Annotated in this window: 21 protein-coding genes; 11 read left to right on the forward strand and 10 right to left on the reverse strand. The window is 44.6% G+C overall.

What is annotated here, in order from left to right; translation table 11 throughout:
- The first annotated feature begins 4 nt into the window (after positions 1-4).
- Together glmS and VF412_RS00750 are read left to right on the forward strand one after the other, a co-directional pair.
- Positions 5-1,891, forward strand: a complete 1,887-nt coding sequence (gene glmS, locus VF412_RS00745; protein ID WP_331337277.1) for a glutamine--fructose-6-phosphate transaminase (isomerizing) — start codon at positions 5-7, stop codon at positions 1,889-1,891.
- Positions 1,892-2,007: 116 nt separating this feature from the next.
- Positions 2,008-3,015 (forward strand): hypothetical protein, encoded by a 1,008-nt coding sequence (locus VF412_RS00750; protein WP_331337278.1) that lies wholly within the window; start codon positions 2,008-2,010, stop codon positions 3,013-3,015.
- Here the strand turns inward: VF412_RS00750 and mltF are convergent.
- Positions 3,012-4,334 (reverse strand): membrane-bound lytic murein transglycosylase MltF, encoded by a 1,323-nt coding sequence (gene mltF, locus VF412_RS00755; RefSeq protein WP_331337279.1) that lies wholly within the window; start codon positions 4,332-4,334, stop codon positions 3,012-3,014. The genes VF412_RS00750 and mltF overlap by 4 nt on opposite strands.
- A gap of 411 nt (positions 4,335-4,745) precedes the next feature.
- On the opposite strand from mltF, the gene VF412_RS00760 reads away from it, so the two are divergent.
- Entirely contained in the window at positions 4,746-5,360 is a 615-nt protein-coding gene (locus tag VF412_RS00760; RefSeq protein WP_331337280.1) for a thymidine kinase, read from the forward strand.
- 1 nt (position 5,361) lies between these two features.
- Here the strand turns inward: VF412_RS00760 and VF412_RS00765 are convergent, their stop codons facing one another.
- Together VF412_RS00765 and trmFO are read right to left on the reverse strand one after the other, a co-directional pair.
- A complete protein-coding gene (locus tag VF412_RS00765; protein ID WP_414640825.1) occupies positions 5,362-5,901 on the reverse strand; it encodes a hypothetical protein in 540 nt (179 codons plus the stop codon).
- A 98-nt stretch (positions 5,902-5,999) separates the two neighbouring features.
- Complete coding sequence (gene trmFO / locus VF412_RS00770) at positions 6,000-7,322, reverse strand: methylenetetrahydrofolate--tRNA-(uracil(54)-C(5))-methyltransferase (FADH(2)-oxidizing) TrmFO (RefSeq protein WP_331337281.1); 1,323 nt, start codon at positions 7,320-7,322, stop codon at positions 6,000-6,002.
- 37 nt (positions 7,323-7,359) lie between these two features.
- Here trmFO and VF412_RS00775 point away from each other — a divergent pair, with 37 nt between their 5' ends.
- The 3 genes from VF412_RS00775 to VF412_RS00785 all read left to right on the forward strand — a co-directional run bounded on the left by VF412_RS00775 (position 7,360) and on the right by VF412_RS00785 (position 10,713).
- Positions 7,360-7,761, forward strand: a complete 402-nt coding sequence (locus VF412_RS00775; RefSeq protein ID WP_331337282.1) for a DUF721 domain-containing protein — start codon at positions 7,360-7,362, stop codon at positions 7,759-7,761.
- 172 nt (positions 7,762-7,933) lie between these two features.
- Complete coding sequence (locus VF412_RS00780) at positions 7,934-9,877, forward strand: hypothetical protein (RefSeq protein WP_331337283.1); 1,944 nt, start codon at positions 7,934-7,936, stop codon at positions 9,875-9,877.
- A gap of 92 nt (positions 9,878-9,969) precedes the next feature.
- Positions 9,970-10,713 (forward strand): YiiX/YebB-like N1pC/P60 family cysteine hydrolase, encoded by a 744-nt coding sequence (locus tag VF412_RS00785; RefSeq protein ID WP_331337284.1) that lies wholly within the window; start codon positions 9,970-9,972, stop codon positions 10,711-10,713.
- Positions 10,714-10,749: 36 nt separating this feature from the next.
- On the opposite strand, the gene VF412_RS00790 is transcribed toward VF412_RS00785, so the two are convergent.
- The 7 genes from VF412_RS00790 to VF412_RS00820 all read right to left on the reverse strand — a co-directional run bounded on the left by VF412_RS00790 (position 10,750) and on the right by VF412_RS00820 (position 16,998).
- The gene (locus VF412_RS00790; RefSeq protein WP_331337285.1) at positions 10,750-12,654 is read right to left on the reverse strand and encodes a hypothetical protein; all 1,905 of its coding nucleotides are present in this window, start codon (positions 12,652-12,654) and stop codon (positions 10,750-10,752) included.
- Entirely contained in the window at positions 12,654-13,553 is a 900-nt protein-coding gene (locus VF412_RS00795) for a hypothetical protein (protein WP_331337286.1), read from the reverse strand. The genes VF412_RS00790 and VF412_RS00795 overlap by 1 nt, the downstream gene beginning before the upstream one ends.
- A gap of 7 nt (positions 13,554-13,560) precedes the next feature.
- On the reverse strand, positions 13,561-14,082 hold the full coding sequence (locus VF412_RS00800; RefSeq protein WP_331337287.1) for a hypothetical protein: 522 nt from the start codon (positions 14,080-14,082) through the stop codon (positions 13,561-13,563).
- 75 nt (positions 14,083-14,157) lie between these two features.
- Positions 14,158-14,970 (reverse strand): MlaD family protein, encoded by an 813-nt coding sequence (locus tag VF412_RS00805; protein ID WP_331337288.1) that lies wholly within the window; start codon positions 14,968-14,970, stop codon positions 14,158-14,160.
- The gene (locus VF412_RS00810; RefSeq protein ID WP_331337289.1) at positions 14,970-15,722 is read right to left on the reverse strand and encodes an ABC transporter ATP-binding protein; all 753 of its coding nucleotides are present in this window, start codon (positions 15,720-15,722) and stop codon (positions 14,970-14,972) included. Before VF412_RS00810 ends, VF412_RS00805 begins: the two co-directional genes overlap by 1 nt.
- Positions 15,719-16,507: an ABC transporter permease gene (locus VF412_RS00815; RefSeq protein WP_331337290.1), complete on the reverse strand. Its 789-nt coding sequence runs from the start codon at positions 16,505-16,507 to the stop codon at positions 15,719-15,721. Before VF412_RS00815 ends, VF412_RS00810 begins: the two co-directional genes overlap by 4 nt.
- Entirely contained in the window at positions 16,507-16,998 is a 492-nt protein-coding gene (locus VF412_RS00820) for a hypothetical protein (protein ID WP_331337291.1), read from the reverse strand. The genes VF412_RS00815 and VF412_RS00820 overlap by 1 nt, the downstream gene beginning before the upstream one ends.
- A gap of 205 nt (positions 16,999-17,203) precedes the next feature.
- Here VF412_RS00820 and VF412_RS00825 point away from each other — a divergent pair, with 205 nt between their 5' ends.
- The 5 genes from VF412_RS00825 (at position 17,204) to fliE (ending at position 22,201) form a co-directional block, all read left to right on the forward strand.
- Entirely contained in the window at positions 17,204-19,987 is a 2,784-nt protein-coding gene (locus VF412_RS00825; RefSeq protein ID WP_331337292.1) for a tetratricopeptide repeat protein, read from the forward strand.
- Positions 19,988-19,995: 8 nt separating this feature from the next.
- Positions 19,996-20,835 carry a sigma 54-interacting transcriptional regulator gene (locus tag VF412_RS00830; protein WP_331337293.1) on the forward strand — a complete coding sequence of 280 codons (840 nt, stop codon included), beginning with the start codon at positions 19,996-19,998 and terminating at the stop codon, positions 20,833-20,835.
- Positions 20,832-21,245 (forward strand): flagellar basal body rod protein FlgB, encoded by a 414-nt coding sequence (flgB, locus tag VF412_RS00835; RefSeq protein ID WP_331337294.1) that lies wholly within the window; start codon positions 20,832-20,834, stop codon positions 21,243-21,245. Before VF412_RS00830 ends, flgB begins: the two co-directional genes overlap by 4 nt.
- A 47-nt stretch (positions 21,246-21,292) precedes the next feature.
- The gene (flgC, locus tag VF412_RS00840) at positions 21,293-21,736 is read left to right on the forward strand and encodes a flagellar basal body rod protein FlgC (RefSeq protein ID WP_331337295.1); all 444 of its coding nucleotides are present in this window, start codon (positions 21,293-21,295) and stop codon (positions 21,734-21,736) included.
- A 123-nt stretch (positions 21,737-21,859) separates the two neighbouring features.
- A complete protein-coding gene (gene fliE, locus VF412_RS00845) occupies positions 21,860-22,201 on the forward strand; it encodes a flagellar hook-basal body complex protein FliE (RefSeq protein ID WP_331337296.1) in 342 nt (113 codons plus the stop codon).
- The last annotated feature ends 111 nt before the right edge of the window (positions 22,202-22,312 follow it).

The following is a 22,312-nucleotide window of genomic DNA, read 5'->3' on the forward strand; positions in this document are numbered from 1 at the left end:
GAATATGTGTGGAATCGTAGGCTATCTTGGCCCTCAAAATCCCAAAGACATTATCATTAGCGGTTTAAAAAAACTTGAGTACCGCGGCTATGACAGCGCCGGTATTGCTGTGCTTGATAACGGAAAAACAAAGCGTGTTCGTGCGCAAGGTAAATTGAAAGCTCTTGAAGACAAGCTTCAAGGTGAAAAATTTAACGGACATCTTGGTATCGGTCACACTCGCTGGGCGACTCACGGTAAACCGTCAGAGCGCAATGCCCATCCTCACCAAGTTCGCGGCATCAACCTTGTTCACAACGGTATTATCGAAAACTATCTTGATATCCGTGAGGAGCTTTTGGCTCAAGGTGCAGACATCACGTCTGACACTGACACAGAGCTAGTGGCACATTTGATTGCGAACGAAGTGGAAAATACCAAAGATCTTTTCAAAGCTGTCGAAAGAACTTTGACGAGACTTCGTGGCGCGTTCTCGATCCTTGTGATGTGGGAACAAGAACCAGAGCGTTTGATTGCCTTCAAAGACGGTCCACCATTGGTTGTGGGGCTTGGTGAAAAAGAAATGTTCGTGGCATCTGACGTTCAGGCGTTGATTCAGTACACTAAAAAATTCGTTTACCTTGATGACCGCGAAATCGCTGAAATCAAAGGCGCAGACGTGAAGTTCTTCTCTGCAAACGGTTTCCCAATTCAAAAGAAAGTTGTTGAATTGAACTGGAACCCCGAGATGGTCGAAAAACAAGGTTACGCACACTACATGCTTAAGGAAATTTATGAGCAGCCACGTGCCGTAGCTTCTGCGATCGAACCCCACGTGAACCCAGAGACATTCGCGGTCGCTTTGAAAAAAGTAGGCTTCGGTGGCCAACCAGTTCAAAAATTAGAAGAGCTAGATATTGCCACAGACTGGGCAAAAACTCAGGAAGTGTTCAAGGGGATCGAACGCGTATTCATCATTGCCTGCGGTACAAGTTATTATGCCGGCACCGTTGGTAAATACTTGATCGAGCAATTGGCGCGCATCCCAGTTGAAGTGGATATCGCTTCTGAATTCCGTTATCGCAATCCGGTGATCCCTGCAAAAACATTGGTGATGACAATTTCTCAATCAGGTGAAACAGCGGATACATTGGCGGCAATCCGTCTTGCGAAAGAGATGGGTGCGACGACTTTGAGTATCTGTAACGTTCGTAATTCAACGATCGATCGTGAAGCTCACGGTCATTTATACATGAACTCAGGCCCAGAGATCGGTGTAGCTTCAACAAAGGCATTCACAAGTACTTTAGCGGTATTGAATTGCTTGGCGATAGCAATGGCGCGTTCGCGCGGTACATTGAACAACAAAGAAGAAGCAGAGCTTGTGAAATCTTTGTTGGCAGTGCCAAGCCAAATGGAATCAGTTCTTGCGTTTGACAAATACTTCAATGAAGCAGCGAACGATCTGAAGCAATTCCGCGGCTTCTTGTACATGGGACGTGGCACAAGCTTCCCAATTGCGATGGAAGGTGCTTTGAAATTGAAGGAACTTGCTTACATGCACGCGGAAGGCTATGCCGCCGGTGAGATGAAGCACGGCCCTTTGGCATTGATCGACGAGCGTATGGCGATTGTCATGGTTGCGCCGACAGATCACTGGTACGAAAAAACAATCAGCAACTTGGAGGAAGCTCGTGCTCGTGGTGGAAAAATTATTTCTATCGGCACAGGTGAAAACGATAAATTGCGCGGTATCAGCGAGCATTATTTGGCATTGCCGAAAGCTCATTGGACTGTAAGCACGATCTTGTCAGTGATTCCATTGCAATTGATGTCTTACCACCTTGCTTGCAACTTGGGTTACGACGTCGATCAACCGCGCAACTTAGCGAAGTCTGTGACTGTAGAGTAAGCATTCACAGACTGAATTTGTCACAATCTCAAACTGAGACACTGAAAGTTGCGACAGATGAAATGTGAATGAACTGATAGGAATAAAATTAGCAAAAGAAGACGCCAGGAGGCTCAATGCCCTGGCGTTTTCTTTTTGCCTTTATACTGATTTTCAATCTTCAAATGCACGCAGCCCATGCAGTGGGACCGGCCTGTGAGGACGCTTTTACTGAGGAAGACATTTATCGAGTCTCTTTGCCGATTCCTAATTTCATGCGCTTTGGAAAAGCCACAAGTCATCTGCGTAGTATTTTAAAAGAGTGGAAGGCGGCTTCGCCGAAAGCCATCAGCTTAGCAAGTCTTAAAGGTGCTCAAGAGTTACGTGATCTTGGTGTTAAATATGTTCCCGCGATGATTCCTGACGGGGGGCTTGAGATCACGCCAGAGATGCTTCCAAAAAGTGCTTTGGTCACGTTCTATGCGACGGCACTGACTCATCCACGAATGAAGACAATTTTGGAAAAGATGAATGCTGATGGTTATCATCTGTATATTGATCCTTCTTTGGCTGTGAAAGATGACTATTCGATTGTATTTGGCTCTTACAGGGCTGCTACAAAGACCATTCGTCTGCTTCCGAATGCGAACTGGGATGTCTTCATTCATGAATACCAACATCTGAATTTTGATCGAATGGGTTTCCGTGACGTGAACTTTGTCTTTGAAAACCAAGTCCTTCCGCCCGAGGCACAAAAGATCGCAAAGAAGATCTATAAAATGAAGAAACAGGGGTTCTCTAATCTGGCCATTGATGAAACCTTAGCCGTGGATGAGGAAGTGAAAGCTCTTTATAGAATGGGTTATACGCCCATGAGCTTCGCTGTCTATAAGGCCAAGTCCTATGCCTGGGATCATCAAATCAAAGGCCTTGTGCTTCAAGGGTTAGATCCGGTGGCTGTTTCTTTGCGCAAGCAAATCGCAGCGAAAAGATTTTTCTTGCACCCGATGGTGTTGAGAACGGCTTTGGCCATTGGAGCTACCGCCATTATATTAATCAATAAAGACGAGGATAAAGTTGTAACGATTGATTCTGAATCAGGAGTGAACAGCTTTTCTGTTCCGACGTCGGCCCCGCAGCACTAGCTTGCTGGGGTCATCAGATTGTAGAATGACTTCACGCGCTCTACGAATTCAACAGTTTCGTAACCACGGGCAGAACCATATTCCAATTTGCTCGCATACTTTGGATCTGCTAACAGAGGCAAAATCTCTTTCATATGGTGCCATGAATAGGGATTGCGACCCATTTGTTCTGCCAATTTCTGAGCGTCACGCAAATGCGCATAACCAATATTGTAGGCAGCTAGTGCTAAAGCCACTCGGTCTTTTGAATTCATGAACGACGGAAGTTTATCCATCAAATAACGAAGATACTTAGAGCCGCCCCAGATACTTTGCAGTGGATCGTTACGATCTTCGATTTCCATATGATCTGCAGTGTCTGTTGTTAATTGCATGAGACCGCGAACACCAGTGAAACTGCGAGCTGTCGGATCCCAGTGAGATTCTTGATAAGCAACAGAAGCCACTAATTGCCAAGGCAGATTGTGTTCACTCGCAGCCTCTTTGAAGGCTTGCTTATACATCGGCAAAGTTTCTTGAATGTTTCTAAAGAACTTAGAGATATCGTTCGTATCAAGCTCGTTCAAGGTCGACTTATAGCGATCCATAATACGCATCACTTCGTCTTCACGGGATGCTTGCTGATACCAAGACTGCATCAACAAAAGAAGATCCTGATTTTCCGGAGTCAGCAGCCAGCTTAAGGAATAAGGATCTGTTAAATTTGAAACCTTCTCTAAGCGAGTGTGGAAGCGCACATAGTAATCACCTGTCGCATTTTCTGCGATCGCACAATCATACTTGCGTGAATTCAAGGACTTCAAAAGTTCAGGGGTTTCAACCGCGTCTACTAATTCAAGTTTTGCCAGCGGAGATAACTGTGTCAGTCGAGACGAGAAACCGTCATAATTATCCTGACGAAGCATCGCCACAGATTTACCGCCTAGGTCTTTGATATTTTGAATGTGCGACTTCTTTTGGCAGTAAAGGCTTAGAACCGTTTCTTCCAAAGCGGGGCCTGTGAGATAACCGGAGCGATTTTCTGGAGTTCTTAGGCGAGCTGCCGCGATGTCGCCTTCGCCCTTGGAGAGGGCGCGATAAATTGCGGCCTCATCCGGTAAAACCACGAACTTAAGCTTGAGGTTGTAGTGATCGGCGAAGTTTTGAAGAAGGTCATGATCGATGCCCGAAACATCACCCTTCCTGTTTTGACTATATATAAGAGGACTTTCCGTGGTGAGAACTGTGATCTCTCCACGGTTTTGAACTTTGGCTAAGCTTTGATTCTCGGTCCAGTAGATCGCATCACAACCATTCATGATAATTGCTGTGATTGCCAAACTACCGAAAATGCAGAACTGGCTTAGTTTCTGTCTAAATCTTAAATTCCTGCTCATACTCTGAGCCTAGGTATCCTTTGGCGCACCGCTTGTGCAAGCAATAAGCACCCCCTTTCACTCTTTAAATGTGAAAAATTGGCGGTTTTTGCACAAATTAAACGGTGAATCAGAAAAAAGTTCAGTATCCGCAAAGCCTTGATGCAGGCGGGAATTAAGTCGCCAGAGCCTCATGTTTACGACGCAAGCGCTATGAAAATGTGAAATATCAACTGCCTTGAAACATAAGACTGGTGCTGGTTTCGCAGGTTTTGAGCTGTTGCAGCGCAAACTTTCAAGACGCGGGGACCATCAATTGACAGTAAGAACAGGCGGGCTCATCCTTTCTAGCGATAGCAAAAAGAGGGGTTTTGCGTGACTGAGTTTTCCTATGTTTCACCAAGAGGGTGGATTGAAGTCGTTGTTGGTTCCATGTTCAGCGGAAAAACGGAAGAGCTGATTCGTCGTTTGCGTCGGGCCGAGTTCGCACGCCTGCAAATCCAAGTTTTCAAACCTATTATTGATAAACGTTATAACGAGATGGCTGTGACTTCTCACGATTTGACGACCATCGAATCTTTGCCTATCGAAGATGCCGAACAAATCTGGGAGCACTTAAAGCCTGGAACTAAAGTTGTTGGTATTGATGAAGGCCAATTCTTTTCAGATAATCTAGTTAAGGTAGCTCAAGATTTGGCAGAGCGTGGACTTCGCGTGATTATCGCGGGTCTTGATACGGATTGGCAGGGGAAGCCTTTTGAGCCGATGCCGACTTTGATGGCGGTCGCTGAAAGCGTCACGAAGCAACACGCTGTCTGCGTTGTTTGCGGAGCTCATGCCAGCCGCACTCAGAGAACCGCCGGTGGAGATGGCCAAGTTTTGGTTGGAACTCACGATGCTTATGAAGCCCGTTGTCGTCAGCACTTCAAGCCGGAAGTGGATCAACCAACGATGGATTGGAAATTGAAGCGCGAAATGGATCTAGCGTAAGTTATTTTAAAGAGTCCGAGGGATCGGTGTAGCGCTTGAGAATCTTTTGCCAAGTGCCGTCGGTCCCGATGCTTGCCAAATTTTTTTGAATCAAGTCGGCTGCTTTTTCTGCACCTTTCCGAGGAATATAATAAGCGCCAACATAAAAGGGTGCCCCTTTATCAACGACACGAGCAAAGTCTTTCATTTTTTTTGTTTTAAAAAAGTATTCATTCACAAAATCATTTTGCATAACGGCCGTGTTAGTTGTTCGGGCAAGTAAACCGTAAGCCTCTTGTAGGGAGGTCGTAGTTATAAAGCGCCTTTCTTTTTCTAATTTCTCGGATTCATCTTTAGTGAAGAAATAAGAAGCGCCGGGCAAAATGATGAATTTGATTTTAGTATCTTTAATAAATGATCGAACATTGGCATGGGTCTTTAAAGTAGTTCTGTGAGCGGCGACTTCGCGAGTGCTCGGGGCGATGGGAAAGAACTTGGCAATTTTATCAAAGCGATCGTTGCGAATGGTTACCAAAGCCAAATCAATTCGTGTTGCTGCCATTTCTTGATAGAGCTTTGATCGATTGACTACGACAGCATCAAAGTCGCAGCCCGTGCGAATTAAAGCACAACCGCTCGAGTGCTGTTGAGCTGCAGCGCCTATTTTGTCCAGTTCGCCATGGCCTCGCGAGCAATGCCGATTTGTTTTTTCTTGCGAGTTTCTTTGTCGCGCTCTTTTTCTGCCAAAGGTGGGAACAAGGCAAAGTTGATATTTGTCGGTTGGAAATGCTCTGCCCGGGTAGGATCTGTAATCGCCTCGAGCAAAGAGCCCAGTGCTGATTCACGTGGTGGTGCACTGAATGGTCTGTCCTTTAATTTTTGATCCAAGAAGCGAGATACAAGCAGTCCGACACAGGTGGACTCGAAATATCCTTCAACGCCCGTGATCTGCCCTGCAAAGAACAGCCATGGATCGTTCTTACTGGAAAGATCTTTGTTTAAGCGCTTTGGTGAATTGATGAATAGATTTCTGTGGATGCTGCCAAGTTTTAAGAACTCGGCATTTTCCAAGCCAGGAATCATGCGGAAGACGCGAACTTGCTCGGCATAGGCCATGCGAGTTTGGAAGCCCACCATGTTGTAAGCAGTTCCCTCTTTGTTATCTTGTCTGAGTTGCACGACAGCCCATGGGTATCGGTTTGTGCGTGGATCATCCAAGCCAATAGGTTTCATTGGGCCGAAGCGCAAAGTTTGCGGGCCCCGTTCCACCATCACTTCGATCGGCATACAGCCTTCAAAGAACTCAGTGGTCTCGAAGTGTTTTGGTTCGATCTTTTTTGCATTCGCGATTTCTTCGACAAAGCGGTTGTACTCTTCTTTGTTCATTGGGCAATTGTAGTAATCGTTTGTGCCTTTACCCCAACGATCGGCCTTCCATGCGATCTCTGTATTGATTGTCTCCGCATCGATAATCGGTGCAATGGCATCAAAGAAATACAAAAACTCGTCACCGAAATGTTTGCGAAGATCTTCTGCCAAATCTTCGTGAGTTAACGGCCCTGTCGCGATAACTGCTGGGCGAGGGACCTCGTTCAAAGATTTTATAACGTCAGTGCGCACTTCAATGCGCGGATGCTTTTTTATTTTCTCTGTAACCAGGGCCGAGAAGACCTCGCGGTCCATACCCAGAGCTTGTCCCGCAGGAACCGACGCTTCGTGGGCAATTTTCAAGATATGTGAACCCAGGTGCTGAGCTTCCCATTTCAGTTGGCCTGGAGCTGACACCTCGTTCATGCTGCCAAAAGAATTCGAGCATACCAATTCTGCAAATTTGTTCGTTTTATGAGCTGGAGTCATTGTCTTGTCGCGCATTTCAAACAGAACGACTTGATAACCCATATCAGCAAGCTGCAAAGCGCATTCAGAGCCCGCGAGCCCTGCGCCAACGACGGAAATTTTTTGATTTTGCGTGAAATTGGTCATTTTTTTGGTATTCCTCTGTTAACTTAACGGAAATCGCATGAATCAGAATAAACCCAACTCTAAAAAGAAGCTTTCGCTTGGATCGGAAGTACTACAAAGTCTTTTTGAAAATGGCAAGTCGCCATTGTCAGAGCAATTTATGCGTTGGAAGCTGTGGGCGAAATGGGAGGAGGTTGTAGGTCCTACCATCGCGAAAAATGCAGAACCCGTCGGATTTCAGCGCGGAGTTTTGTATGTTTGGGTGCGAAACTCATCCTGGATGCAGCAAATGGTTTTCATGAAAGATCCCATCCGTGAAACCATCAATCAGAAGTTTGAGAACAACTTTGTAAAATATATCAAGTTCACTTTGGACCGCCGTGAGGTTCCGCAAAGTGATGACTCCAATTTCAAAGAGATGATTCAGAAATTGGCCCCAAAAGAAGAGGACTCAGAGTAGTCTTCGAACCCTCATTTCCACGATTTTCATCGACAGCTCAGTTGCAAATGTTCTGTGCTCCCGCTGACTTATGGAAATGACGACCTGCGATTTGTCATTCAGCAGTTGTCATTAGAGTCTTCACTCAACATAATCGTAAGCACATCTTAGCAATTACACTGGAGCGTTCATCTTGAAGTTTGCATCTTTGATCAGTGCCACCGCACTTTCCTTGTCCCTCGTCGCAGTTCCTCGTCCCAGCCAAGCCGGATGGGGGTGGGGGTTTTTAGAGCCCGCAAAAATTATCGAGAAAATTCGTCAGCAAATCGCGAAACAAGATATTGGTGTGGGTGTTGGTTTGATCGATGCGGATATCTTAAACGGCTTCTCGACAGCGCTTCGCTATCGCTTGGAATCAGAGCCTTCTTATCTTGATGGCTTTTACACTCGTGTCGATAAATACACTCTGCAGGCAGACGTCAACCCTGGTGATTTGATCGATGGCAATGACAGTCCGATTGGATTTAACATGCAATCGGGAACGGACGTTATTTTTGCTCGTCAGTTTAAGACACAAAAAGAGTCTTTATTGGCGATGCCATATTCAATCAAGAACATTCCTTTGAATGCAAATAGAGCGCTTCGTAATTTGCACGTCGGGGACTTTGTGGCTTTGCAAGGACATTTGGAAATTGTTTTCTCTGTCGGAACCAACTCTGATTTAAACGGCGCGATTTCTCTGGGGGGATCGACACACGTGTTCTTGTCTGGCGATTTCATGATCCATTTGTTCCGTATGGAGAACGACAAGATCCGCGTGAAGTTGATCACAATGCGTAAACAAGGCGCTGGTGCTGACGCGGCAGTGGACTACGCGGGCAAATTTAAAATCATCGGCTTTAAGTTCATCGATAATAAAATCGAAAGATGGGTGGATTTGACGCCGGCATCTTTAGGCTTTGGCAGAAGTGTGAATGACGTTTTCATGTTGGACTATGTATTTGATTTGAAAAATCCTCAGGCTGCACAGGCTTATGATGATTTTATGTCTAAGAAAGTTCGTTTCAAAGATTTGAAAGTGATTGATCCAACGGCATCTCGTCCTGATTTGCAAAATGATCTGATGACGGACATGTCAGGTGTCGAGCAATTGTTTGTTGAAGATCGTGATCTTCCGCCAGAGCAAAGACGTGTTGACAGGATCTTTAAAGGATCGAACAGCTCTAATGACTCTAACGCAAATTTCAAATTGGGCCTGAGCATTGTGAAGTTGAGTTCAAAATTGGTGTATAGCCAGAATCAATTGATGAACTATGACCGTAACGATAATGAACAACACTATCTTCTGGATACCTATTCAAAAGAGGTTGAATCTAAGATCCTTTACGGTCTTTTTGGTGACAAGATCACGGATGGCAATAATCTTGTTTTTAATTCCAATGCGGCTTGGGCCCCTGGCAGTTTCTTAACTTTGACGGCATATCGCGAAGTGAAGATGCGTGATGTTTCTTCTCGAGATTATCGCAAGGTTCAAGATCAAGTTCGTCGTGCGATTCCACCAGATCAGTATGCAAAAATTGATTGGAAGGATTGGAACTTCAATAAAGGTCATCTTGTGAATGGCTACTTCCGTCAGCAATTGTTTATCAACCCAGAGGCGATACATCAGTTACCGGTACAAAACACGACCTTCTATTATAATGCGTTTGTTGACTATGTTGATAAGACAGGCGCACCTCCTTCGCGTGGGGCTTCCCATGAAAACTATTGGACTGATGGATATAACTCGGATCTGATGACTATTTCACTGGGATTGGCGGCAATTGTGAACCCGCTAAGTTCAAACGCGCAGATATATCAGAATTTCAAAGCGATGCAAAAGCTCGCGTTGTGGAGAGAGCGTGGCATTGGCTTCATCTTGTCGATGATTCCGGACTGGAGAGGAAACTCTTTAGTCAGCTATGAGATGACGTTCTCTGCGAAGGGTGTTGAAGCTGTAAACTATAAATTCGGTACGTTCATTAATGAAGAGCTTTATAGATCATTGATGTACATCCAAAACATTATTAATGACCGCTCTTTCGACTTACGTCTTTTGACAGATTCGTCGACGGGCGAATTAAAAGGTGTAAACTAATAAAGGGGGAGCCTAGGCTTCCCCTTTATTTTAAGTCTCTAATTCTGGGACCTATCTTGACTTCATCTTGTAAAATGCGATCTGATTCATTCATGGGAAAAATTCTGTCTAGTTCTATTCTTTTTTTGACGATGCTCATATCACTTCGTTCTGTCGCTGCAGTGACTTATCTCGAAGGTGATATTGTCGGTGAATCCGAAATTACAGTAGATGCTTCGACGTCTTTCTTTGAAGCTGCAACGGCAAGTCGTTATGGTCATGTTGGCGTGATCATAAGAGGAAAGACAGAGTGGGTTGTTTATGAAGAATATCCGCCGAAGGCACAGATCGTGACTTTAAAGGATTTCTTAGCTCGCAGTCATGGAACGTACACAGTGATTCGAAGAAGGCAGGCCTTGACAGCAACTCAGCTGCAACAAGTGAGGGCATCGGCCCAAGACATCGTAAAGCGTGGCGTACCGTACAACTATTCACAAACAAGCAATAACGACAGCATGAATTGCTCTGAATTCATCCATTCAATTTTTGCAGCGGCACAACTTCAAGTTGGAAAAGTACAGACGGTTGCAGATCTGAATCTTAAAACATTCCACGGCTATCTTTGGAAGATCTGGCAACAAACAAGTCCAGATACGAGTTTAAAAGATCACGTGCTGACACCGGCGTCCGTTATGAAGACAGCAGATTGGTCGAAGATTGATGGCAGCGTTGACCCCAATGTGCCTTTGACTGACGCTCAATTAGTAGCCCAGTGGAAGAAGGAGTCGGCTTTAAAGGGAATCGCTGACGAGTGGGGAGTCACAACACAACAAATCGAAAAGATGGCTCAACCTTAGAGGGAAAAAGACGCACCGGAAAGTGCGCCTTTTGTTTTAAAGATCGTCGTCATCAAGGACTGGATCCAAGCTGACTTTTGCCGTATCGTCCTTCGTGACCAGCGAACTGATATCTTTGCTAATTTCTTTATCTGAAGTGAGCAAGTCCATGTTGATGTCGTAGTAATTCGTTCTGCGATGTTGTGAATCAAGAAGCACAGTGGTTTCGCTTTGAACAAGTTTCGCTTGCCATGCAAAACCGCTAGGCGAAATAATGCGCGCACTTAAGTCAAAGTAATTGGATGCATCTAGGTTGAACTTCTTTGTCATTAATAAGAAGTTGCTCCATTTATCTTGAGTTTCCTGAGGGTCCACATCGATGGACTGAAGATAAGCAAGAACCAGGGCTTGAGAGCAATAAGCTGCGCCCTTGGCATTTGCAAACCCTGAAGCAAACCCCATAGCATCTTTAGACACAAGATAGTTTTTCATCATGTTCAAGACGCGAGGAATGATCAACCCCTTATACCATTGATCTGCTTGGCTTAAAGGATAGCTTGCCAACATTTCGACATCTTGTGCACTTGCACGAGTCTTGATCCATAGTGGCTTCTGCAGATCAGAAGCAATTTCGTTATTATCGTTGATAACAGAATCAAAACTGCTCCACACATTTTCTTGATAACCACGCTTCGCAATGGAGTCTTTGTAATAGCTCATAAACTTGGCGCTGTCATAGCGGGCATAACCTACTTTTTGAAAACGCTCTTGGAAAGCAAATCCTTCTGGGCCGATGAAACGGATGCCGCCAACGTCACTGTTTGGGTAAATGTCCCAAATCCAGGGCATACTGATACCGCTTTCGGTATCTTTTTTTACTTCAACAATGCCCACATGGGACCAGCCATTTGTTGAAATAGCTTTTTTCATGCGAGAAAATTTACGTTTTTCTCTGCTCGTGAGCGGCTGATTCGTGCGAACTTTTGCTACGATCGCTTCTTCATCGGAAGGCGTTGCATACATGGCGACTTGCCATAAAGATCCCATCAGCTTGTTTTTGCTGGCGATACGTTGATTCGCAGAATCGCCAGGCCTTACGCCAATCGTGATATAGAAGGCTTCAGTCCCATGAGAATATTCATTGGCAAAATCTCCTGATTGCAGAGTGAAAGTTTGGACTTTTTGATCGCTGTTGCGCAGCGACTGAACATCACTCAGATAATTTCCTAAAGAATCATTCTGTTTGGAAAGAACAAACTGAAGATCTTTTTCGATTTCAGGTTGCTTGTCCATACGAGAATGGTGAACTAATAGCGCTGCCATCGCACGACCCCAATATTGGGTATTTTGCATTTCCATATACTGATATTTCATGCGCAAGTACTGGGACACATTCGCCTGGAACATATCCATGATGTTTTGTTCTGTGAACGTACTTTGTCCCGAAACTTGCTGAGACGAGATCATCAGATCCACAATCGTTGCAAGAATCTTTGTACGCTCTTCTTCAAAACGTTGAGTCGCGACCTGAGTTAAATACGCTTCGCGTGCTTTTGAAAACTGATCTTTTGATAGTGTTTTCAAGCTGTCAGGCAATGGCACGTCCGTCAGCAATGCGTGAGGACGTAATAAGTGTCCCGTCAGGCGCACGGCTTTTTTTCGAATTTGCGGGTTATAGAGTTGCCACTTGATCGCCTCATAAATTTGTAGAGACATGTCGCGGGCGATATCGACTATTTGGTAGCGATCTTTATTTCCCAGCAAAACTTTTTGGGAAACAGCATTTAGTTGCTCATGATCTAAAGTGAATTGAATTTCCTGAGTGTACTTTTCAAAACCCAATCGCTCAAGGAAAGTTTCGTCATTGGCGAAGCTTGAATTTTGTGTCTGAGCGAAGGCCCTTGGAGCCAGCGCGTTCATAATTAATAAAGCCGAAGCGAGAATAATAGATGGCTTTTTCATTAGGGACATCCCTTGGCGCCATAAACTTTATGGCAAATCATGTTTTCCTCTAGAGGACTTGGAAGACGGTTGTACTTTTCTTGAAAATTTTTAATGACTGCTTCAAAAAGGAAGTCTTCCTTGGTTTCCGAAGTATTCACTCCGTAGAGTTTTTGGAATTGGCGAAGAAGGAAGTCGAAAGCATCCACACTTTCTTTTTGATCTTTCTGCTTTAGGAAATCGAGGGTTTTATCAAAAACGATGTACGTCAGCGCCGCCAACATCACGTAAGTATAGTTGCGTGAAAACACCGTGTAGCCGCGAATTGCTTCCTGTTTAAGTCCATAGCTTGCTGTGATAGCTTTTCCCTCTTTAGAATCTAATCCCTTTAGGATCAAAGTAGTGCGATCGGATTCTTTCATCGTAAAGAAGATGCTTGGCAACCAAAGCGGTGGGATGCCGCGAGTAAACGCTGTTACAGTAGACCATACGGCTTGTCCCGCATGGAAAATGGGGCTGCGGTTGATCATATGAAGCTTTGTCATCAGACGATCATTATCAACCTTAAGATTGTGATTTTCGAAATAACGAAGCAAGCCTTGATGAGTCAGCTCTTCGTTCACCTCGCGGGATACAACTTTAAGAATACGCTGTTCTTTATTGAGGCGCCAATAATCAGAAATTTTATAAAGAGGGGCTTCTTGGCGATCGAAGACTTTCTCTACAAGATATTCAAGGTCATTTGAAGAAAGCCCCTTAACTGAGCCATCAGAGCGAATTGCTTTTTGTAGAGCTTCGTTTAAGGCCTCAAGGTGATGAGGTCCTTCAAAAAAGACAGAACTGCACATCTCAGCGGCATGGACGCTAACTGAGCTTGTCGCGATGGCTATTGCGATGAAGATGTGCAGAATTGCTTTCACGAACTACCTACTTCAAGAGCTCCTGAGTTTGCTGATCTAATTGCTGCTTCAAAACAGACAACTGCATTTGCAAACCCGGAAGTTTTGACTCATCTACTTTAAGAAGAAGATATTCATAGCCAGCATTGCCTCCGCGGATGATGGTATAAGAAGCACCTGTTAATCCAGTGAACAGGGCGCCCATGATATTAAGCTCGGCACCGATTTCACCTTTTGCTGTTGCATACAAGGCACCGGAAACGATGGCCGTCCCCAACGCAGTTCCAGCAGCGATAATTAGATTTTTCTTAGCATTTTTGCCATGAAGGGCGATGTCTTTTTGAATCGCAGTCACTTGATCTTGAACACGAGAGATCTCGACAGCCAGGCGCTGATTTTCTTGGATTTTGGCGCGAATGGCGGCCTTTGCATCACTTTGGCTGCCTTCGACTAAGACGTCCAAATCAGACGGGGAAACATCTGCTGCATGACTGTTTAAAGGAATGACATGGAGACAAAATAGGGCTACGGCCAGAAGCTTTTTGCTCATTAGATCCTCCAAAATGGATTTAAATCGTTTGGAGGTCTAAAAAGCAAAAAGGGGGCCTGTCAGATAAAAATTGCCTTACTCTTCCTCTTTTTCAATAGAGGTGCGAAGAAGGGTCTTTACGTGGTTTTTACGTTGGGTGCCACCTAAGTAAGACTTTAACTGGTTGTGTAAGGAGGGATCGTTGATCAAGAGGCCCAGGGTTCCTTCGCCGCGATCGATCTTTGTTAGAATAGAATCCAATTTCTCGATCGAGTGGTGAAGTTTTTCGCCGCCATTTCCGGCATTAACAGAGTTCACCATCTTTTGAGCATCTTTACTGACTTGAGCTAAATTGCCAGAAGCAATTTCGAAGTTGTTCATGATTTTGCCCATGCGATTTTCCGCATTGATGGTTTTCGTCATTTTGTAAAGCTCATTGATCACGTCAAAGATTTTACCTGCTTCACCACCGCGCTCTGAAATCACGCCTAAAAGATCGGACGGTTTCGCGATAGGAAGAACATCACCACTAGTAACGACAGGATCTCTAGGGTCGCCGGGGAAGATGAAGACGAACTTATCACCCAGGGCTCCTTGTGTGCGAATTTCAACTTCAGAATTTTTGCGGATGCGCTCGATATATTTCGAATCGATGCTCATTGCCACGTCAAGTTTGTCTTCGGAAGGCAAGAATGTGATGTCTTGAACGTTGCCCACTGTCACACCTGACAATGAAACGACGCTACCGACAGCCAAACCTTGAACTTGTTCAAAATGTGCATGGATTTTAATGTATCTTCTAAAGAACGCTTTGTCGGCGCCCAAGAAAAAGATCGATACCAGAATCACGACGATCCCGATGGCTAAGAAAATCCCAACTTTAAGTTGTGTGCTGGAGTGTGATTCCATTAGACACTTTCCCCGTTTATAAATTGTGTCATCACGCCTGAAGGCTCCGTTTTTAATTTATCAATAGTATATTGTTCGCCAATGCGACCCTCTATAAGTAACGCAACTTTGTCACAAACAGCATAAACTGTTGGCATATCATGAGTTACCAAGATCGAAGTCACACCTTTGGCTTTCATTTTCAAGATCGACTCTTGAATACGTTTTGTATTGTATGGATCGAGACCTGCGGTCGGTTCATCGTACAGAACGACTTCGGGATGCATCATCATCGCGCGAGCCAGGCCGACACGTTTTTGCATACCGCCGGAAAGACTGCCGGGATAAAGTTTTTCTGCTGTGGCATCAAGACCGAACTCTTCCAATTGCGCACGGATTTGTGCGGCAATTTCAGATTCAGTCATCTTCGTATGTTCGCGCAAAGGATAAGCAAGATTTTCATAAACAGTCATCGAGTCGAAAAGAGCACCGCCTTGAAAAGCATAAGCGACCTTTTTTCTGACTTCGACAAGCTGACGTTCATTCATTGGCACGATGTCTTCGCCATCAATGATGATTTGGCCTTTATCCGGTTTTTCAAGACCGACAAGACTGCGTAAAAGCACGCTCTTGCCTGTACCTGATCCGCCAATAAGGCCCAAGCATTCGCCTTTGCGAACATAAAAGCTAACGCCCGCATGAACTCTTTTTTCACCGAATGACTTATGGAAGTCGATAACTTCAATATAACTCTTTTGTGGATTGCTACTCATATCATTTTCTCCACAATCCAGAAAAGTTTAGATAAGAAGAAGTCGCCGATCAAAATCAAAATAGAAGAGACAACCACGGCCTTTGTTGTCGCAATGCCAACTTCTTTAGTTCCATTTTTTACGGTTAAGCCAAAGTAACATGAAGGTATCGAAATGAATAAAGCAAAGAAGAAACTTTTTCCGAATCCTGAAAGATAGTCCGAGAGAGTTGAAGTCGTTAGAACTTTTAGAACATAAAATCCTGGATCCAAGCGAAGTTCTGTCGCGCCAATCAAAAGGCCGCCGGCATTGCCGACGACATTTGTGATACCCACAAGAATGGGAAGGACGATTAGGCAAGCTAGAACTCTAGGAATGACGATCTTGCGAATTGGTGACGTACCCAATGCACGAATTGCATCGATTTGTTGAGTCACTACCATACTGCCGATTTCAGAAGCGATCCCTGCTCCCACACGAGCCGCCAGCATCAAGCTTGTAAAGACCGGTCCCATCTCGCGAAGAATTGTTACTGCTAAAAGCTTTGGAACATAAAGCTTGCCACCAAACTTTTCTAAGCCAAGACCAAACTGCAAGCTCATCACCATGCCCGTGCTTACCGCGGTAATAACTACCAGGGGCGTCGAGCGCATACCAACTTGATAGATTTGCTCTGCTAAAAGTTTCCAATAAATTTTTGTTGTGAAAAGTTCCTTACAGATTTCACGCGTCAATAGACCTATGCCACCCAAGAAGTGCAGCATCTCGATCACAAACGCTGAAAGAGGAAGCATCAACTGAATCATTATGGAGCCTTGAAGTCTGTTTTAAATTTCTCGAAGTATTTTTGCTCGACAGAGAATTGTTTTTGCAAACCACCGTAGCTTAAAGTGTAAGTGCAGCCGTTCTTCTTGAATATCAGCAAGGCGATCTGGACGGGTACGCCATCAATTTCACCACGCGCAGTTGTTTGACGGGCCTCTCGACCATTGTATGTCAATTCTTCTGTCGCAAGAATTTTGAGCTCATTCATTGCGCTTAATGATTCAGACTCGATACTTTGTAAACTAGGATCGGCAGTACCACCACATTCAGACAGATAAGAAATTGTGTTTCCAGTATTTTTACTAAGCCATGTGCGATCGGCGTTCTGGGATTTTATTTTTTCAAAAGGCACGCCAGGTTCTGAATACTGGACATCCTTTGCAGGTGTGACTTTCCCGCCAGGAAGTTGGACGGAGACACAACTACTGAGAAGCAAACTAATGATGCAAAATCTAACAAGGTGGTTTCTCATAACGCCTATCTATCGGAATTTTCTCGCTACTAATTCAGTAGTGTGACCTGAATCAGGACCAAAGTCACTGTCATGACTTTGTCAGGCCTGACAATAATTCTATGAAACTTTTTGCCCATCTTGAACATATTTGCCAATAGACCTTCGCAAGGTGTGGCACCGTCTGTGCAATAGCACAAGTCAGGGAAAAGAAGAGGTTCAAGGAGTGAACACTTTGCGAAATCTAGTGATGGCAGGATGCCTGTTCTTTGGTCTAGCTCCAGCAATGGCGGCTCAGGTCAATGGCGCAATTAATTTTCAGGGTGATACCGTTCATCTTGAATTATCTGGTCAGCAGAACTGGGATTACGACGTCAAACGCAGCGAAAATAAAGGCAAAACCGTTGTTGAGATGACGGTTCCAGCATTGGACGATGCAACCGTTCAGTCGTTGAATAAATTTAAAAGTGACATGGTCACTGAAGTTTCTGTGAATCGCAAAGGTCCAGACGGAAAGTACTTGGTAGATTTCACGTTGTCTGGCAACAACATCGAAACATTCGATTATTTGACAGATCAACCGTCACGCTTGATCGTGGATTTCTACGTTAATCCCAATGTTGCAAAACCTGCGAAGAAGCAATCGGTTTCCAGAAAAGAGACGGAAGAAAAATCCAAGGAAGATAAGCGCACGAAAGTAATAGCAAAAGCTAAAACAGAAAAAGGCAGAAAACCTGCTGCTGCAGACGTATTGACGATAGCAAACCAAGGTGTTGCTGTTACTCAAAATGATGAGTCTGTAGAACATAAAGGTATTTTCGATGGCGGCGATCCCGATTACGAACGCTTCTCGATCAAGCCTTACGATATCAAAGAAGACTCCATCATTCGTTCTAAAGACAACTATTATATTGGTTTCCCAATGTTGGAAACTCCCGTGAGCTATTGGGAGAAAATCAAGACAACTCCTACGGTGTATGAAATAGCGCCGAAGTCCACAGAAGAAAATAAACAAGCTCGTTTGCTTTTAACTCTTTTTGAAAAAGAGCGTTACGGCGTTTTCCTTAAGACCCAACAGTGGTTCAAAGAAAAATATCCAAAATCTGAATACAACGAAATCATCGATTTCATGACAGCTGATGTTCACTTGGCGTTGTCAAAGCAACCTGAATATCAAAGAAGTTATGACGAAGCGATGCAAAAATATAAAGAGGCGATCACGAAATATCCGAAATCTCCTCTTGCAGAACGTACTTCACTGAAGTTGGGTTATCTGTCTTTAGAGCATGGTGATAACTTGGGTGCGCTTCGTTTGTTCAAAGAACATATCGACAACAAAAATTTTGGTGGAAAAGAATCTTTGTCTAAAGATCTGGCTCGCATGGGCATGGGTTTGGCCTTCATGCGTTTGAATAAATGGGAAGATGCGGTCGCTCAGTTTGACGACATCGAGAAAAATTCGACTCATCGTGATTTGAAGGTGGAGGCGGCTTATCGTCGTGGTGACGTGTGGATCAAAGCACGTAATTATGCAAAGGCTGTCGATGAATATCAAAAAGCTTTGAAGAAATATCCTGAAGGTCAAAGCTACTATCCAAATGCCTACTACAACCAAGCAGAGTCTTTGTTCGGTATGGAAAAATATCCGCAAAGTTTGGATTTGTATCGCGACTTTGTTAAAAAATTCCCATCCAGCGATCATGCTCCATTTGCAATGACTCGTATGGGTGAGTTGCTTGAAATCTTGGGCGCGGATAAATCCCGCGTGATGGGCGCCTATTTAGAGACTTACTTCCGCTATGGTGAAAATCCAAGTGCGGTTGTTGCGCGTCTTCGTTTGCTTTCAGCTCGCATGAAGGGCATGAAGCCAAAAGAAACTGAAAATGCCGTAAAGGAAATCATGTCTTTGGCGAAGAAAGTAGATCTTCCCAAGATGGAACAATTCGCAACGGTCATGGTGGCTGACGGTTACACTCAACGTGGTGAATTCGATAAGTCCATCGATCTTCTTTCTAAATATTATAAAGAGCATCCAAACACAGTCGATGTTCCTTTGATGACTCAAAGAATTGTTGCGAATATCAATAACAAACTTGAGTCACAAGTGAACGATGGCGACTTCATCGGCGCTTTGAAAACGCACAGCAAGTATTCAGATAGCTGGTTAAAGAACTCGAAACGTCTAGACACGAAATTCAATGTGGGGCGGGCATTCGAAATGGCTGGCGTTCCTGTCGAATCAGAAAAATATTATAAAGATGTTTTGAATCGCGTGTATTCAATCCGCGGAACGAATGAAGCAAAAGAAGTCAGTGTTAAGGAAAAAGTACCTTCTGAGGATGAGTTGAACTTGCGCTTGGCTGCGGTTTCTTCCGCGGAACAAAAATACAATCAAGCTTATGAAAATTTGAAAAACGTGAAGTCACCGGAGAAGCTTTCCGAGACGGAACAGATCGAACGCGTGAATATCGCAGTCCGTTTGCTTGAAAGACGTGGCGATACAGAATCAGCAATTCGCTATTTGGGCGAACTTCTTCGCACATGGAAAGGCCAACCGGCACTTGTGGCAGAGCCTTATTTAAAATTGGCCGAGCTTCAATTGAAGCAAGGTAAAAAAGACGAGGCGATTCAGGCTTTGGGCATGATCGACAAGTTGGCGCAAGATTCAGATCATGTGTCACCAGTGACTCATGCAAAAGCTCTTGAAATGATGGGTGACACGTATTTGGCGAAAGGTTCAAAAGACCAAGCCATTGATGCTTACCAAGAGCTTCTTGATAAGTATGAAGAGACACGTCCGTTGTCATCAATCCGTTACAAGTTAGGCCAAATTTATTTCAAACGCGGCGACGTTCAACAAGCTGCTGAAACCTGGAATGAATTCAAAGGCTCAAAAAGTGGTTTCTGGAAAGATCTGGCCCAGGAACAACTTAAGAATTCCGAATGGCGTGACGGATACAAAAAATATATCAAACGAATTCCAGCAATGTCTGAAAGAGAAAGTAAGTAGGAGAGTAGATGTCGTACTTTGATTTTGATGCTCTACATATCGAAGACAGAAAAATGAACGAAACCAAACAGTTGAGTCTTCAATTGGCTGGAACGCAAGCAAGTCTTCTAATTGTAGGTGATGCTGGTGTAGGTAAAACAAGCTTGGCTCGTTATGTTTACACTAAGAGTCGTTCTCCACGTCTGTATGTTTTGGAGTGCAAAAACGCTGGCGGCTTTGATTTCTCTAGAGTCGACGGTGGCACTTTATTGATAGAAGATTTGGATTGCGCTTCAGCTGTAACTCAAGCCGAGCTGATGAAACTAGCAGAACGCACCGATGGCACAAGACCAAGATTCATTTCTACATCTCGTCGTGACATTCGCGCGATGGTGAAACAAGAACAATTCCGTCAGGATTTATTCTATAAAGTAGCCGTTGTTCATTTGGAAATTCCACGTTTGGAAGATCGCACTGCGGATTTCCAAAACATTGTGGCATTTATTTTGGAAGTTTCGCAGATCATGCACGGCAAGCAAGGTCTTGTACTTTCAGCAGATGCTTACGCGCGTTTGCATGGTTGGAACTGGCCGGGAAATATCCGTGAACTTGAAAACGTGATCGAAAGATCCGTGGTTCTTGCAAAAAATTCAACGATCGGCCCTGAATCAATTCAATTTGAAGCAGTCGCCGACGAAATGGCTGTGGATTTTGCCCCAGGCATGTCCCTTTCTGAGGTCGAGAAGCGTCTCATTTTACAGACCTTGGAGTTGACGGCTCAGAACCGCACTCGTGCGGCTCAAATGTTGGGAATCAGCATTAGAACTTTGAGAAACAAACTCAATGAGTATAAGGAGGGTGTTGTATGAGTGGAGATCTTTTCGATAAAACCACGAATGCCTTAGCGACCTCACTGCGCATGAGGCAGATCCGAAACAACGTCACGGCATCGAACATTGCGAATGCTGAGACGCCGGGCTACCATGCAAAAAAAATGGATTTCGAAGACGCTTTGAGCCGTGCATTGGATATGGACGGCATGAACTCTTTGAGCACCAGCAGCCCGGATCACTTCGCTGTTGGTGGCATTTCTGCCGCAAAAACTCGTCCCGATATCTATGAAAATCCAGAGGGCGCCGTAAATAACGATGGCAACACTGTGGATCTAGAGAAAGAAATGTCTGCGTTGGCTGAGAATGCCATCATGTACAAATCTGCTCTGCAATTGATTAATAAAAAAATGGCGGCACTTAAATACGCGGCCGGCGATGGTCGTTAATTTTTAGAATTTGAGAGTGAAGCGCAGGACGCGCTGGAGTAACTTAAATGGCAGATTTTTTAACAGGGATGAGAATTAGCAGCAGTGGTATGGCGGCGCAAAGAATGCGCATGAATACGATTGCCAGTAACATTGCTAACATCAATACCACTCAAACTCCTGAGGGTGGTCCTTATCGCAGAAAAGACGTGGTCTTTGAATCCATGCCTGATGCGAAAAACTTTGGCGAGATTTTCACTGGTACAGACCCGCAAGGAAACATGCAGAGGGTCCAGGTTTCCGATGTTATCTCGGATCGTAAAGCTCCGTTGCTTAAGTATGAACCGGATCATCCTGATGCGAATGCGGATGGTTACGTGGCCTATCCAAATATCAATCTCATGGAAGAAATGACCAATATGATACAGTCATCGCGTTCCTATGAGGCCAACGTAACAGCTCTTCAAGCCTCTAAAGACATGGCAATGAGCGCGCTGGAGATCGGCCGCTAAACCGCTAGCAACTTGACGGTCGAGGCTGGTTAGGAGAGGGAAAATCATTCCTGGACCAGGCTGAAAAAGCAGGAAATTTGAGTACGTTTAGATTACTATTTTATAAGGGAAAGAGGTGAAGCCATGGAAGGTTTTACTGTCGGAAATGCAAATAGATTCCTCGACACTGGAAGCCTTCGTGATTCCAAATCTTTGACAGTCGAGGGTCCTTCATCCGTTGGTTCGACATCAAATGCAGAAGGCGGTAAGAGCTTCGCTGACACCTTGAAAGACGCTGTGAACTCTGTGAACGAATTGCAAAAGTCATCTGACACTTTTGCTCAGAACGTTGCGACAGGAAAAACAGACGACGTCGCTGGAGCGATGATCGCTGCCGAACGCGCAGACATCGCATTGAGAGTGATGGTCCAAGTACGTAACAAGATCATTGATGCGTACCAAGAAGTTATGAAAATGCAGGTTTAGTTTTTAGTTTTGATCGTGGGGAAGTTTCGTCGCAAGTGACCAGTACGGAAAAGCGAACGACGAAAAGTAGACTTTAATGCTTCGGCGGATTTCGAAGCGTAAGTAGGAGTG

The organism is Bdellovibrio sp. (assembly GCF_036384735.1).
In the GTDB taxonomy this organism is placed as follows: domain Bacteria; phylum Bdellovibrionota; class Bdellovibrionia; order Bdellovibrionales; family Bdellovibrionaceae; genus Bdellovibrio.